This window comes from Streptomyces sp. NPDC041122 (assembly GCF_055592445.1).
This window is the reverse complement of sequence record NZ_JBVIYQ010000010.1, coordinates 380,462-394,510: the sequence shown is the minus strand read 5'-3', so window position 1 is coordinate 394,510 and position 14,049 is coordinate 380,462. Positions and strand designations below refer to the sequence as shown.

General features: G+C 72.5%; 12 protein-coding genes. 4 read left to right on the top strand and 8 right to left on the bottom strand.

The features are described from left to right. Positions 1 to 39 precede the first annotated feature (39 nt). The 3 genes from ACZ6B8_RS32850 to ACZ6B8_RS32840 form a co-directional block, all read right to left on the bottom strand. A complete protein-coding gene (locus ACZ6B8_RS32850; protein WP_471609563.1) occupies positions 40 to 786 on the bottom strand; it encodes an LPXTG cell wall anchor domain-containing protein in 747 nt (248 codons plus the stop codon). 302 nt (positions 787 to 1,088) lie between these two features. Continuing rightward, complete coding sequence (locus ACZ6B8_RS32845) at positions 1,089 to 1,598, bottom strand: ATP-binding protein (RefSeq protein WP_471085890.1); 510 nt, start codon at positions 1,596 to 1,598, stop codon at positions 1,089 to 1,091. Between the two features lie 268 nt (positions 1,599 to 1,866). Then, a complete protein-coding gene (locus ACZ6B8_RS32840) occupies positions 1,867 to 2,235 on the bottom strand; it encodes an STAS domain-containing protein (protein WP_471085887.1) in 369 nt (122 codons plus the stop codon). Between the two features lie 250 nt (positions 2,236 to 2,485). Between ACZ6B8_RS32840 and ACZ6B8_RS32835 the strand changes: the two genes are divergently transcribed. Beyond that, complete coding sequence (locus ACZ6B8_RS32835; protein ID WP_471085884.1) at positions 2,486 to 3,424, top strand: RNA polymerase sigma factor SigF; 939 nt, start codon at positions 2,486 to 2,488, stop codon at positions 3,422 to 3,424. Between the two features lie 149 nt (positions 3,425 to 3,573). Here the strand turns inward: ACZ6B8_RS32835 and ACZ6B8_RS32830 are convergent, their stop codons facing one another. Next, on the bottom strand, positions 3,574 to 3,951 hold the full coding sequence (locus ACZ6B8_RS32830) for an ATP-binding protein (protein ID WP_471609562.1): 378 nt from the start codon (positions 3,949 to 3,951) through the stop codon (positions 3,574 to 3,576). Between the two features lie 115 nt (positions 3,952 to 4,066). Here ACZ6B8_RS32830 and ACZ6B8_RS32825 point away from each other — a divergent pair, with 115 nt between their 5' ends. Then, the gene (locus ACZ6B8_RS32825; RefSeq protein WP_471609561.1) at positions 4,067 to 4,918 is read left to right on the top strand and encodes a helix-turn-helix domain-containing protein; all 852 of its coding nucleotides are present in this window, start codon (positions 4,067 to 4,069) and stop codon (positions 4,916 to 4,918) included. A 1-nt stretch (position 4,919) separates the two neighbouring features. Then, positions 4,920 to 5,114 (top strand): DUF397 domain-containing protein, encoded by a 195-nt coding sequence (locus ACZ6B8_RS32820; RefSeq protein WP_471609560.1) that lies wholly within the window; start codon positions 4,920 to 4,922, stop codon positions 5,112 to 5,114. Positions 5,115 to 6,793: 1,679 nt separating this feature from the next. On the opposite strand, the gene hutI is transcribed toward ACZ6B8_RS32820, so the two are convergent. From hutI to hutU, 4 genes are all read right to left on the bottom strand, one after another. After that, on the bottom strand, positions 6,794 to 7,966 hold the full coding sequence (gene hutI, locus ACZ6B8_RS32815) for an imidazolonepropionase (RefSeq protein WP_471609559.1): 1,173 nt from the start codon (positions 7,964 to 7,966) through the stop codon (positions 6,794 to 6,796). Between the two features lie 93 nt (positions 7,967 to 8,059). Continuing rightward, a complete protein-coding gene (locus ACZ6B8_RS32810) occupies positions 8,060 to 9,424 on the bottom strand; it encodes a formimidoylglutamate deiminase (protein WP_471609582.1) in 1,365 nt (454 codons plus the stop codon). Then, a complete protein-coding gene (locus ACZ6B8_RS32805; RefSeq protein ID WP_471086055.1) occupies positions 9,421 to 10,623 on the bottom strand; it encodes an allantoate amidohydrolase in 1,203 nt (400 codons plus the stop codon). The genes ACZ6B8_RS32810 and ACZ6B8_RS32805 overlap by 4 nt, the downstream gene beginning before the upstream one ends. Positions 10,624 to 10,700: 77 nt before the next feature. Beyond that, positions 10,701 to 12,365, bottom strand: coding sequence for a urocanate hydratase (hutU, locus tag ACZ6B8_RS32800; RefSeq protein ID WP_471085869.1), 1,665 nt, complete (start codon positions 12,363 to 12,365; stop codon positions 10,701 to 10,703). Positions 12,366 to 12,491: 126 nt separating this feature from the next. Here hutU and ACZ6B8_RS32795 point away from each other — a divergent pair, with 126 nt between their 5' ends. After that, positions 12,492 to 13,940, top strand: coding sequence for a type III PLP-dependent enzyme domain-containing protein (locus ACZ6B8_RS32795; RefSeq protein WP_471085866.1), 1,449 nt, complete (start codon positions 12,492 to 12,494; stop codon positions 13,938 to 13,940). The last annotated feature ends 109 nt before the right edge of the window (positions 13,941 to 14,049 follow it).

The window sequence follows — 14,049 nt, the reverse complement described above, 5'->3', positions numbered from 1 at the left end:
GTCCGGCGTACGCGGTCGGTCGTCTGCGGTCCGGGCGCGCTACCGCGTGCGTGCCGCCTGGTTCCTGCGGGTCAGCCAGAGCGCGCCGGCCGCGCCGGCGAGCAGCACGGTGCCGCCGAGGGTGCCGAGCGCGACGGCGGAGTCCGCGGGTCCGGTCTGCGGGAGCTCCTCGCCGCCGGAGGGAGCGCTGTCCGAGCCGCCGGAGGTGCCGGAGCCGCCGGTCCCGCCCGAGCCGCCCGTCGTACCGCCGCTGCCGGAGTCGGAGCCGCCGCCGGATCCCTTCACGTCGAGTTCGAGGGAGGGCTTGGGGTTGTTGGACGGCGTGCACGTGGTGGTCGTGCCGAGCGCCTTGATGGTCAGGACGCCCGCGGTGAAGGTGACCTTGCCGCTCTTCCTGGGCGTGTACGTCCCCGACAAGTCACTGATCTTGATGGGGGTGTTGGCCGGGATCGCCGCCGAGTTCGGAGCGCCGGAGACCGGCACGGTGCCGCTGTCGGCCCCGCCCACCTTGATCACCGCACTTGGCTTCATCGCGCCCTTGCCGAGCTCCACCGGGCTGGAGGAGACGCCCTTCTGGAAGGACATGGTGAGCTTGTAGCCGCTGCCGCTCTTGACGCTCTTGATGTCGATCGGCGAGACCGCCCCCTTGTTCCCGATGGGCGTCTTGCACTGGTAGTTGACGTCCTGGACGGTGGCCTGCGCGGCGGGGGCGGCCATCAGCACCGCTGAACCGCCGGCCAGGGCGGCGGCAAGCGCGAGCGCGGCCGATTTCTTCGTGTGCGACACCTCGTTGTCCCCTCATGCCGGTCGTGGCGTGCCGCGGTGCGGAGTTACCTGTGTTGCTGACGGCACATCAGATTGGGCGCTCAAGGTACGCCCGGGACCTTGCCGAGGGAAGACAAAGGACGCGCCGGATCCAGGTGATCCGGCGCGTGTGAGAACCGTGGGTAACAGCGGCGGCCCCGGGCCTTCGGGCACCCGGCCGCGCGGGCCCGGCACCGCCGGGGCGGGACCGGCCCCCACCCGCGGGTGGGGGATCCGGCCTGAGGCGGGCGGAAGGGGATCCGGCCCGATGCGGGCGGACGGCACTAGGCGGGAGCGCCCAGCTCCGCCCACACCGTCTTGCCCGTGACCCCGGGGGTCCGCTGGACGCCCCAGTCCAGGCAGAGCCGCTGGACGATGAACATGCCGTGGCCGCCGGGCCGGCCCGCGCGGTGCGGGGTGCGCGGCGTGGGCTGGCCCGCACCGCGGTCGGAGACCTCGATGCGCAGCACCTTGCCGTCGCAGGAGAGCCAGAGCTCGTCGGGTCCCTCGGCGTGCAGGCAGGCGTTGGTCACCAGCTCGGAGACGACCAGGAGCACGTCCTCGGCGGCGGCGCGCCGCTCGGCACCCTCGGCGGGCAGCCAGCCCCACGCCTGGAGCGCCTCGCGGGTGTAGTCCCGGGCGAGCGGAACGATGCCGCTCGCCCCGTCCAGGCTGAGTCTGCGGACCTGACGGCCCGCAGACGATCCGGAGACCTGGTCCGCGGGAGCGTCCGCGACAGCGGCCTCGGACTCCGGGCCGCGGTCGCCCGGCGAGTAAGGCCGGGTGGTGCTCATCAGCGCTTCACCTCACCGACAAGAGGACTGAGGACTCTGGATGGGTAGAGAACTCTGGGCGAGTAGGGGACATCGGCTGCTTGCCGTTCTGACGGTTGACTCGAGGTCCGTTGTCGACGGATCCAGGTCTCTCCTGCCCGGACGAACCGTGAGAACACCCACTTGTTCCACACGGCCCCTGTGACTCCGGTAACGCCATGATCACACAGAGACAACCGACGCGTAACTTTCGCGTGTGGCCTTCGTGGGTTCACTCACCGTCGCCATGTCACTCACCGAGAGCTTCCGCGAGGGTGTCGTGGACGGTGAAGACGGCCTCGGCCCCGGTGATCTCGAAGACCCGGGCGACCACCGGCAGCATTCCGGCGAGGTGCACGCCACCGCCCGCGGACTCGGCCTTGAGCCGCGCCCCGAGGAGGACGTTGAGCCCCGTGGAATCGCAGAACTCCAGGCGCGAGCAGTCGACGACCAGGCGCCCGTACCCCTCTTCCAGGCACTTCTCGAGTGGCTCACGCAACACGTCGGCGGTGTGGTGATCCAGCTCACCCGCCGGGGTCACCACGGCGCTGGTGCCCGTCTTTCGCACTTCGACCAGAAGCCGGCCCCTGTGCGCGCTGCCGACCGTCCCGCGGTCCATCGTCACTCTCTTCCGACCGTCGTGGCTGTTGATGACGCCCCTGAACATTACGCCCTCCTCACGCTCCCCGGTAGCCGAACATCCCCCTGAATTCGGACATTTCACCGTCAAACGCACTTGCGACCGACGCGCGGAAGCGGGTAGGGGTAGTAGAGACAGCAATCGACACGGACGGCTTCGGAGGCGCCGCACACCGCAGTGCACCGTATGGGCATCGGCAGCCATATGCCGAGAACGATGGAGGACACCCATGTCACCCCGGCTCGACGAATCGCATACTGACCAGGCGTCGTCGACATTTCCGCCGCACCACTCCGCGACCCTGACCCCGGACCCCGCCGACACGTCCCTGTCGGCCCCGGACGCCGTGGCGGAGACCCACGATCTTCCCGAGCTCCCGGAGATCCCACCGTACGACTCGGTGGGCCCGGTGGACGCGAGGGCCCTGTCCAAGACCCTCTTCGAGCGCTTCGAATCGCTGGAAGAAGGCACGCACGAGCACGCGTACGTCCGCAACACCCTGGTCGAACTGAACCTCGCCCTGGTGAAGTTCGCGGCCTCCCGGTTCCGCTCCCGCAGCGAGCCGATGGAGGACATCATCCAGGTCGGCACCATCGGCCTCATCAAGGCGATCGACCGCTTCGAGCTCAGCCGCGGGGTGGAGTTCCCCACCTTCGCGATGCCGACGATCGTCGGTGAGATCAAGCGCTTCTTCCGTGACACCAGCTGGTCGGTGCGGGTCCCGCGCCGCCTGCAGGAGCTCCGACTGGACCTCGCCAAGGCGGGCGACGAGCTCGCCCAGCAGTTCGATCGCGCCCCCACGGTGGGCGAGCTCGCCGAGCGCCTGGGCATCTCCAAGGACGAGGTCGTCGAAGGGATGGCCGCGTCCAACGCCTACACGGCGAGTTCCCTGGACGCGCAGCCCGAGGAGGACGACTCCGAAGGCGCGCTCGCGGACCGCATCGGCTACGAGGACCACGGCCTCGAAGGCATCGAGTACGTCGAGTCGCTGAAGCCGCTGATCGCCGAACTGCCGCCGCGCGACCGGAAGATCCTCTCGCTGCGCTTCGTCGCCAACATGACGCAGTCCGAGATAGGCGAGGAGCTGGGCATCTCCCAGATGCACGTCTCGCGCCTGCTCTCGCGCACCCTCGTCCGCCTCCGCAAGGGGCTGACGGTCGAGGAGTGAGGGCGCGCTGCGCTGCGCTGTGACGGCACACCGTGCTGTGCTCGAACGGCCTTGTGGGGCCCGCCTGTTGAAGAAGGCGGGCCCCACAGCCATTCCCCTGCCCGTACCGCCCGCCCCTACACCCCCGGCGCCCCGCGACCTCCTCCCGCTCACCCCTCCCCCAGCTCGCACCACACGGTCTTGCTGTCGGGCCCCTGCTCCACGCCCCAGCGCAGCGAGACCGCATCCAGCAGGGCGAGACCGCGCCCCGTCTCGTCCTCGCCGTCGGCGCGGCGGAGCACGGGCCAGGCGCGCGGGTCGGGGTCGGTCACGGCCACGCGGATCCGCCCCGCGCCGCCGGTGACCCGCACCGTGACGGGGGTGCCTTCGCCCAGGTGCCGGATGACGTTGCCGAGGAGCTCGCTGACGCAGAGCTGGAGGTCGTGCCGGGGGCCGTAGGGGTGGGCGCTCAGGGCGCGGCGCAGTTCGGGTACGGCCTTGGGCACGGCCAGGAGGTCGAGCGTGAGGTCGGGATCCGGATCGTGCATGGGGTACGCCTTCCGTGCGCTCTGTGATGGAACGGTCACACAGTGGCGTGGGCGCGGCGTAGCGTGCCAGGGGTTCGGGTTGCGCAGGGCAACCGGCGAATGGCGGTGGTGAGTTGTGCCCCCTCGTAAGGACCCCGACGCGTCGGCGAGCGTGCCGGCCTTCTACGGCGCGGAGTTGCGCTTCAAGCGGGAGGCGGCGGGCCTCACGCTCGAAGGCCTGGCCGAGGGCAGCTACCGCGGCGTCTCGTTCCTCAGCCAGATCGAGCGCGGTGAGCGGCGCATGCCGGGCGATCTGGCCCGCCACGTCGACGAGAAGCTGTCGACGGACGGCTTTTTCCAGCGGCGCTGCGACGATGCGCGGAAGGCGCGGCAGGGTGGGCACGCGGAGTACTTCGCGGATGTCGCGGAGATGGAGCGGTATGCGGAGTCCATCGAGGACTGGGCTCCCATGCTGGTGCCTGGGCTCTTGCAGACGCGGGCGTACGCGGAGAAGGTCGTACGGACCTCGTTGCCCTGGCTGCCACCCGCCACCGTGGAGAAGCAGGTCACCGCCCGTATGGACCGTGCGGCTCTCTGGCGGCGCGAGGAGCGCCCTGCCTTCTGGGCGATCGTGCACGAGGCGCTGATCCGCAAACCAATCCTGCCGCCGGGGCAGATGGCAGACCAACTGCACAACATCCTGACCGTCGTCCAGGACGCGCAGGGCGTTCTGCAGATCCTCCCGGAAACGGCGGCATCCCACCCCTTCATGATGGGCATGACCAGGACCATGACCTTCCCGGACGCTCCCCCGGTGGTGTACACGGAGGGTCTGCACAGCGGCCAACTCATCGATTACCCACGGCTCGTGAAGGACTACCGCAGGTCGTACGATCTGCTCAGGGCCGCCGCACTGCCGCCGGAGGCATCCCTGGCCCTGATCGAGGAAGCGGCTGAGGGTTATCGAAATGGCAAGCCACAACATTGACTTGAGCTCCGCCCGCTGGCGCAAGAGCAGCTACAGCAACGGGTCCGGCGGCGAGTGCGTCGAGGTCGCCGGCGGCGTGCCCGGTGTCGTTCCCGTACGGGACAGCAAGGTCGCGGGCGGACCCGTCCTGGTGATCGCGGCGACCGCGTGGGCCCCCTTCGTCGACGCCGTTACACGGGGCGGGCTGTCCGCCTGACGGGCGGGACCGGCAGGCGCCCGGGCCCAGGGACTCGGTGTCTTCGGTGGGCCGGGGCCTTCGGAGGGCACCGGGGCCGCCCGGGTGAGAGCGGAGTGTGGCGCCTCCGGGCCGGCAGTAAAGGGCGCTCCTTCGTCGCGTCGGCTTCGCCGATTCCGCTCCGCTCCACCCTTGACTCCCGCCCCTCCACCGCAGCGAAACGTCCGACCCGGCCGGCCAGGGTGAGGCGACGGACTCCTCTTGTCGGGTCATCACCTTTCGCTGCCGGGTGCGGCCCGGCCCATCGCGAGCCGACGCCCCGGTGCGAGCTCGGCCAGCCGCCCGGCCACGCCGCTCGGGCCATCGGCTTTCGCGGCCGGGTGCGGTCCGGCCCATCGTGGGCGGATGCCACGGTGCGAGCTCGGCCCACGGCCCGGCTGGTCGGGTCATCGGCTCACGCTGCCGGGTGCGGACCGGTCCATCGTCGGCGGACGCCACCCTCGATGGCCCGATGTCCCGCCGGGGGGTCTGGCACCTACTTCGGGAAAGTTGCGAAAGAGGACGCCGCGCGCCCCCCTGCCACACCCCAAGCGCCCCCGGAACCAGCCAACCCGCTGGCAGTTGATGGGGTGGATGAGTTGAGTGGGGCTGCTGGGCTCGCGTAGGGGGTGGGATCCTGCGACCGCCCCACCCGCCCGGCAGCGCACAGGGTGCGGGAAGGGGGCGCACGGGGAACTGCTTCGCAACTTTCCCGAAGTAGGTCCCCTACCCCGAGAGCCAGGTCCGCGCCCCCGCCCCCTCGACCGGGACGGCCGGACCGACAGGCCGGTCGGCACTCGGCAGTGAGGGCGGATGGCCGGAGCGGCATGGCCGCGTAGTTGGCCGAGCCCGGATCCTGACGTCGGCCGACGATGGGCCGGTCCGCACCCGGCAGCTAGGACTGATGACCCGCGCGACGTACCCGCGTGGGTGGCCAAGCCCGGATCCCGCGATCCGACCGACCGCCCGCCGGGCGGCGCACGGAGCGCGGGAAGGGGGCGCGCGGAGATCTGCTTCGCAACTTTCCCCAAGTAGGTGCCTGACGCCGAGCCCCCCGCCCCACACACCCGACCCCGCCACCTCGACGAGGACGGCCGGGCACGACGAGCCGGTCCGCACCCGGCAGCGAGAGGGGGACGGTCCGAGCTGGGATGCCGGGCCCGCTGGCCGAAGCCCGCACCGTGGCGTCGGTCCACGATGGGCCGGGCCGCACCCGGCCGCGCGAGCCGATGACCCGACCAGACCGGCCGTGGACCGAGCTCGCACCGTGGCATCCGCCCACGATGGGCCGGACCGCACCCGGCCGCGAAAGCCGATGACCCGAGCGGCGATGCCGGACGGCTGGCCGAGCGCGCACCGGGGCTCCCGCCCACGATGGACCGGGCCGCACCCGGCAGCGAAAGCTGATGACCCGAGCAGAGTCGCCCGCCGCCTCACCCCTGGCCGTCCGGGTCGAACGTCAACGTGCGGTGGAGGGACGGGAGTCAAGGGTGGAGCGCAGCGGAATCGGCGAAGCCGACGCGACGAAGGAGCGCCCTTTACTCCCGGCCCGGAACCGCCACACTCCGCAACAACCCGGGCGGCCCCGGTACCCATCAACGCCCCCGGCCCACCGAAGTCCCCGCCCCAAACGGCCACCGACAATGGCGCCGCCCCCCGCGTCACGCCACCCGCACCCCCCGCCGCCACACCCCACTCACCAACGGCACCCCCGGCCGGTAAGCCAGATGAACGTGGCTCGGAGCGTTCAGGAGGGCCAGGTCGGCCCGCGCGCCCGCGCGGAGCACGCCGATGTCGTCCCGCCGCAGCGCCGCCGCGCCACCCGCCGTCGCCGACCAGATCGCCTCGTCCGGCGTCATGCCCATGTCCCGTACCGCCAGGGCGATGCAGAAGGGGACCGAGGACGTGAAGGACGAGCCCGGGTTGCAGTCCGTGGAGAGGGCCACCGTCGCGCCCGCGTCCAGGAGGCGGCGCGCGTCCGGCCACTCGGCGCGGGTGGAGAACTCCGCCCCCGGGAGCAGCGTCGCCACCGTGTCGCCGTTGGCGAGCGCGTCGACGTCCGCGTCCGTGAGGTGCGTGCAGTGGTCCGCCGACGCCGCGTCCAGTTCCACGGCCAGCTGGACGCCGGGGCCGTACGAGAGCTGGTTGGCGTGGATGCGGGGGTGCAGGCCCTTCGCCTTGCCCGCGGTCAGGATCGCGCGGGCCTGGTCGCCGTCGAACGCGCCCTTCTCGCAGAAGACGTCGATCCAGCGGGCGTGCGGGGCGCAGGCCTCCAGCATCTCGCCGGTGACGAGGTCGACGTACGCCGCCGGGTCCTCCGCGTAGTCCGGGGAGACGATGTGCGCGCCGAGGAAGGTGACCTCCTCGGTGTGGTGGGCCGCGATGCGCAGGGCGCGGGACTCGTCCCGCGTCGACAGGCCGTAGCCCGACTTCGTCTCGAAGGTGGTCGTGCCCTGGCGCAGCGCCTCCGCCAGGTAGTGGGTGAGGTTCGCCTCCAGTTCCGCGTCCGTGGCCGCGCGGGTCGCCGCGACGGTCGTGCGGATGCCGCCGGCCGAGTACGCGCGGCCCGACATGCGGGCGTTGAACTCCTGGGTGCGGTCGCCCGCGAAGACCAGGTGGGAGTGGGAGTCGACGAAGCCGGGGATGGCCGCCCGGCCCGCCGCGTCGTGGCTCTCGTCCGCCGCGGGGGCCTTGACGGCGGGGCCCACCCAGGCGACCTTCTCGCCGTCCAGGACGACGGCCGCGTCCGTCAGGAGGCCGAGGGGGCTGCCGTCGCCCTGGGACGGGTCGTTGGTGACGAGGCTCGCGATGTTGGTGATCAGAGTGGTGGGCATGGGGTCCTCTGCGGGTTGGTGGGGGCGGGCGAAGATCCGTCGCCGCCCGCGCCGGGTTCTTCCTGGAGTGCCGGACGCGCTGACATCGCGTCGTCAGTCTCTCAGCGCCGCGATCGCCTCCGAGAGCGCCGACGCCACGTCGGGGACCAGCGCGTGCGCCCCGTCGCGCACGACATGCCGGCCCCCGGCCACCGTGTGGCGCACGTCCGCCGCCGTCGCCGCGAACACCGCCGTCTCGGCGGCGAGGCGCGGCACCGGGCCCGCCGTGCGGACCGAGTCCAGGGCGATGGTCGTCAGGTCCGCCAGCGCGCCCCGCTCGATGGTTCCCGCGTCCGGCCAGCCCAGCGCCGCGTGGCCGTCCGACGTCGCCGCACGCAGCAGCGCCGCCGCCGTCCAGTGGCCGCGCGTGTGCGAGCGGAGGCGTTCGTTCAGCTCCATCGCCCGCGCCTCTTCGAGGAGGTCGATCACCGCGTGGCTGTCGCTGCCCAGGGAGAGCGGGCTGCCCGCGCGCTGGAGGCGGACCGCGGGGCCGATGCCGTCCGCGAGGTCCCGCTCCGTCGTCGGGCACATGCACGTGCCCGTGGCGGAGCCGCCGAGGAGCGCGATGTCCTCGTCCGTGAGGTGGGTGTTGTGGACGCCCGTCGTGCGCGCGCCGAGTACGCCGTGGTCCGCGAGCAGCCGCGTCGGGGTGCGGCCGTGGACCGCGAGGCACGCGTCGTTCTCCGCCGTCTGCTCGGAGAGGTGGACGTGCAGGGGGGCCTCGCGGGCCGCCGCCCACTCCGCCACCGTGCCCAACTGCCGTGCCGGGACAGCCCGTACGGAGTGGATGGCCGCGCCGATCCGGGCGTGCGCGCGGTCCTTGAGGGAGGAGACGCGCTCCGCCCAGCCCTGCGTCGTACCGTCGGAGAAGCGCAGCTGGTGGCGGTCGGGCGCCTTGCCGCGTTCCGCGTCGAGCAGGCCGGACGCCACGTACGCCGTGTCCAGGAGCGTGATGCGGACGCCCGCGTCGGCGGCTGCCTGGATCAGCGCCTCGCCCATCGCGTTGGGGTCGGCGTACGGCGTGCCGCCGGGGGCGTGGTGCAGGTAGTGGAACTCGCCGACCGTGGTGATGCCGGCCAGCGCCATCTCCGCGTACACCGCCCGCGCCAGCGCGTGGTACGTCTCGGGGGTGAGGCGGTCCGCCACCGAGTACATGACCTCGCGCCACGTCCAGAACGTGCCGGAGCCCACCTGGACGGTGGAGCGCAGCGCCCGGTGGAAGGCGTGCGAGTGGGCGTTGGCGAGGCCGGGGAGGGTCAGGCCGCGCAGCACCGTCGCGCCGGGCGGTGGCGCGTCGACGTCCGTGCGGACGGCCGTGATCCGGTCGCCCGTCACGTCGACCGCGACCCCCGGCTCGACGTGCGTGCCGAGCCAGGCGTGCTCCAGCCAGTAGGTCCCCGTCGCGCTCTCCGTCGTCACGTGCACGCCAGCCCTTCCAGTACGTCGGCCAGTGCGGTCACCCCGGCCAGGCAGTCGTCCTCGGCGGCGTACTCGGCCGGGGAGTGCGAGACGCCCGTGGGGTTCCGTACGAACAGCATGGCGGTGGGGATCGACCCGGACAAAATACCCGCGTCGTGTCCGGCGCCCGTGCCGAGGACGGGGAGCGGGCGTTCCGTGCGGGCGCCGAGGATCCGGCCCAGCTCGTCGCGGAGGGCGTCCTCGAACTCGATGACCGGCGTGAAGGACTCCCGGACCACGTCGAGGTCGATGCCGTGCCGGTCCGCGTAACCGCGGGCCGCCTTCTCGATGCCCGTGACGACCGTGTCGAGGGTGGCCTGGTCGGCCGCCCGCGAGTCCAGCCAGCCGCGGACCAGGGACGGGATCGCGTTGACGCCGTTCGGTTCGACGGAGATCTTACCGAACGTGGCGACGGCACCGGCGAGTTCGGCCTCGCGGCGGGCGGCGAGGACGGTCTCCGCGTACGACAGCATCGGGTCGCGGCGGTCCACGAGGCGGGTGGTGCCCGCGTGGTTGGCCTCGCCCCGGAAGTCGAACCGCCAGCGGCCGTGCGGCCAGATGGCGGAGGCGATGCCGACGGGGTCCCCGGTGAGGTCGAGGGCGCGGCCCTGTTCGACGTGCAGCTCCACGAACGCGCTGATGCGGGCGAGCCGTTCGGGGTCGGGGCCGATGCCGTACGGGTCGTACCCGGCCGCCTCCATCGCCTGCGGCAGGCTCACGCCGTCGCCGTCGCGCAGCTTGTGCGCGGCCTCGACGGTGAGCTGTCCCGCGGTGAGCCGGGAGCCGACACAGGCCAGGCCGAAGCGGGCGCCCTCCTCGTCGCCGAAGTTGGTGACGGCGAGCGGCCGGGTGAACGCGGCGCCACGGGAGCGGAGTTCGTCGAGGGCCGCGAAGGAGGTGACGACGCCGAGCGGGCCGTCGAAGGCGCCGCCGTCGGGGACGGAGTCCAGATGGGAGCCGGTGACGACGGCGTCCCCGGCCGCGGGGTCGCCGAGCCAGGCCCACTGGTTGCCGTTGCGGTCCAGCTCGTAGGTGAGCCCGCGCCGGTCGGCCTGTGCCTTGAACCAGGCACGGCAGTCGGCGTCGGCGCCGGTCCAGGCGTAGCGCCGGTAGCCGCCGGTGCCGGTGTCCCGTCCGATGGGTTCCAGGTCCCGCCACATCTCCAGGAACGACGGGGGCCGCGCCCCCTCAGGGGCGCGGGGAACTGCGCGACCAGCCACGACGGGCCGTGAGTCGCTCACGCGCCCTCACCCTCCCGCATGGGAACCCGTACACCCTTGTCGTCCGCCACGGACTCCGCGATGTCGTATCCCGCGTCGACGTGCCGGATGACGCCCATGCCGGGGTCGTTGGTGAGGACGCGCCGGATCTTCTCGCCGGCGAGCTTCGTGCCGTCGGCGACCGAGACCTGGCCGGCGTGGATGGAGCGGCCCATGCCGACGCCGCCGCCGTGGTGCAGGGAGACCCAGCTGGCGCCGGAGGCGACGTTGACCATGGCGTTGAGCAGCGGCCAGTCGGCGATCGCGTCGGAGCCGTCGAGCATGGCCTCCGTCTCGCGGTACGGGGAGGCGACCGAGCCGCAGTCGAGGTGGTCGCGGCCGATGGCGAGCGGGGCCTGGAGCTCGCCGGACGCGACCATGTCGTTGAAGCGCTCGCCCGCCTTGTCGCGCTCGCCGTAGCCGAGCCAGCAGATGCGGGCGGGCAGGCCCTGGAAGTGGACGCGCTCGCCGGCCATCTTGATCCAGCGGTGCAGCGACTCGTTCTCCGGGAAGAGTTCGAGGAGCGCCTTGTCCGTCTTGTGGATGTCGGACGCCTCGCCGGAGAGCGCCGCCCAGCGGAAGGGGCCCTTGCCCTCGCAGAAGAGCGGGCGGATGTAGGCGGGCACGAAGCCGGGGAAGTCGAACGCCCGCCCGTAACCGGCCAGTTGGGCCTCGCCGCGGATCGAGTTTCCGTAGTCGAAGACCTCGGCGCCCGCGTCCATGAAGCCGACCATGGCCTCGACGTGCCGGGCCATGGACTCCCGGGCGCGGGTGGTGAAGCCCGCCGGGTCCTTCGCCGCGTACGTCTGCATGTCGTCGAAGTCGACGCCGACGGGGAGGTAGGAGAGCGGGTCGTGGGCGGAGGTCTGGTCCGTCACGATGTCGATCGGGGCGCCCTCGGCGAGCATGCGCGGCAGGAGGTCCGCGGCGTTGCCGAGCAGGCCGATGGAGAGCGGCTTGCGCTGGTCGCGCGCCTCGACCGCCAACTGAAGGGCGTGCTCCAGGGAGTCGGCCTTCACGTCCAGGTACTTGTGCTCGATGCGGCGCTCGATGGCGCGCGGGTCGACGTCGATACAGAGGGCGACGCCGTCGTTCATGGTGACGGCGAGCGGCTGGGCGCCACCCATGCCGCCGAGTCCCGCGGTGAGGGTGATGGTCCCGGCGAGCGTGCCGCCGAACTTCTTCGCGGCGACGGCGGCGAACGTCTCGTAGGTGCCCTGGAGGATGCCCTGCGTACCGATGTAGATCCACGAACCGGCCGTCATCTGGCCGTACATGGTGAGGCCGAGCTGCTCCAGGCGGCGGAACTCCTCCCAGTTCGCCCAGTCGCCGACCAGGTTGGAGTTGGCGATCAGGACACGCGGGGCCCACTCGTGGGTCTGCATGACGCCGACGGGGCGGCCGGACTGGACGAGCATCGTCTCGTCCTGCTTGAGGGTGCGCAGGGTGCGGACCATGGCGTCGAAGGAGCGCCAGTCGCGGGCCGCCTTGCCGGTGCCGCCGTAGACGACGAGCTTGTCGGGGTGCTCGGCGACCTCGGGGTCGAGGTTGTTCTGCAGCATCCGCAGGGCGGCTTCCTGCTGCCATCCCAGGGCGCTCAGTTCGGTGCCGCGCGGCGCTCGTACGGGGCGGGGTCCTGACATGGCGGTGCCTCCTCGGAACTGTGACCTTGTTATTCACATCCTGGGGTCCTGAATAGAGCTAGTCAATAGCGAACGAATGCGCGAGTACGGCAGCGGGGGCGGGCGGCGGGTGATTGGCTGGATCACATGGGCCACGACGAGGAAACCGACCGGACCGACGAGCGGACCGGGGACCGCACCGACGACCGGTCCGAGGACCGCACCCAGCACCTGCGTGCGGGCACCGCCCCCCGGACCGCCCTCGGCGCCGACGCGGCGGCCCGCCGCGACCAGGCCGTCCGTGCCGCCGTCGAACAGGGCGTCGTCGGCCCCTCCGCGCCCGTCGTGGGCCTGCTCGACGTCGTCGGGATCCGGGCGAGCGCCGCGGCCCTGCACGCCGCCTTCGAGGCCGTGACCCCGCCGGGCACCCCCGTCCTGCACGCCTTCGCGGTGAAGGCGGCCCCGCTCGTCCCCGTCCTGCGGCTGCTGCGGTCGGCCGGCATCGGCGCGGAGGTGGCGAGCCCCGGGGAGCTGGCCCTGGCGCGGGCCGCCGGGGTGCCGCCCGCCAGGACCGTCCTGGACTCGCCCGCCAAGACCCCCGCGGAACTGCGCGAGGCGCTGGCGCTCGGCATCGCCGTGAACGCGGACAACCCGCAGGAGCTGGACCGGATGGACGCGATGGCCCGCTCGGCGGTGACCGGCTCGCCCCTCGGCATCCGCGTGAACCCGCAGATCGGCGGCGGGGCGATCGGCGCGCTCTCGACGGCGACGCCCACCTCCAAGTTCGGGGTGCCGCTGCGCGACGAGGACGCCAGGGAGTGGGTGGTCCGGGCGTTCCTGGACCGCCCGTGGCTGACCCGCCTGCACACGCACTCCGGGTCGCAAGGCATGCCCCTGGAGATGATGGTGCGGGGCGTGGCGGCGACGTACGAACTGGCCGAGGAGATCAACGGACGCGCCGGGCGCCGGCAGATCGACACCATCGACATCGGCGGCGGCCTGCCGGTCAACTTCGGCTCGGAGGAGGAGACCCCGACCCACGCGCAGTACGCGCGGCGCCTCAAGGCCCGGGTGCCGGGGCTGCTCGACGGACGGTACGGCCTGGTCACGGAGTTCGGCCGCTCGCTGCTGGCCAAGCACGGCACGATCCTCGCGCGGGTGGAGTACGCGAAGCGGGCGGGCGGCAGGCCGATCGCCGTGACGCACGCGGGCGTTCAGGTGGCGACCCGGACCGTGTACATGCCCGCGTCGTGGCCGCTGCGGATCGGGGCGTACGACGGGAAGGGGCGCCCCAAGGGCGGGGCGGCCGTCGGCCAGGACATCGCGGGGCCCGCCTGCTTCGCGGGCGACCTGCTCGCCGAGAACAGGCCGCTGCCGCTCCTGGAGGCGGGGGACCACATCACGGCGCTGGACACGGGCGCGTACTACTTCGCGCACCACTACTCGTACAACAGCCTCGGCAGGCCCGGCGTCTACGGCTTCGCGGAGCACGCGGACGGGGTGCGGTTCGCCGTGGTACGGGAGCCGCAAACGCTGGAGGAGATCGTGAGGGAGGCGGGCGGAGGCCCGGAACGCGACGGCTTGCGCCAGCTGTAACCCTTCCCCCACGCCGACGTCCACCGCGGCCCCGGTGGGGGTTGTTCGCGCAGTTCCCCGCGCCCCTAAGCCGCACCCACGTCCCGTCCCACGCTTGGTGCAGGGCCAC

Coding starts and splice junctions, on each gene's coding strand:
- ACZ6B8_RS32845 (WP_471085890.1), bottom strand. CDS start 1,598: ATGAGCACCACCCGGCCTTACTCGCCGGGCGACCGCGGCCCGGAGTCC.
- hutU (WP_471085869.1), bottom strand. CDS start 12,365: ATGTCAGGACCCCGCCCCGTACGAGCGCCGCGCGGCACCGAACTGAGC.
- hutI (WP_471609559.1), bottom strand. CDS start 7,966: ATGCCCACCACTCTGATCACCAACATCGCGAGCCTCGTCACCAACGAC.
- ACZ6B8_RS32830 (WP_471609562.1), bottom strand. CDS start 3,951: ATGCACGATCCGGATCCCGACCTCACGCTCGACCTCCTGGCCGTGCCC.
- ACZ6B8_RS32835 (WP_471085884.1), top strand. CDS start 2,486: ATGTCACCCCGGCTCGACGAATCGCATACTGACCAGGCGTCGTCGACA.
- ACZ6B8_RS32840 (WP_471085887.1), bottom strand. CDS start 2,235: ATGGACCGCGGGACGGTCGGCAGCGCGCACAGGGGCCGGCTTCTGGTC.
- ACZ6B8_RS32805 (WP_471086055.1), bottom strand. CDS start 10,623: ATGTGGCGGGACCTGGAACCCATCGGACGGGACACCGGCACCGGCGGC.
- ACZ6B8_RS32795 (WP_471085866.1), top strand. CDS start 12,492: ATGGGCCACGACGAGGAAACCGACCGGACCGACGAGCGGACCGGGGAC.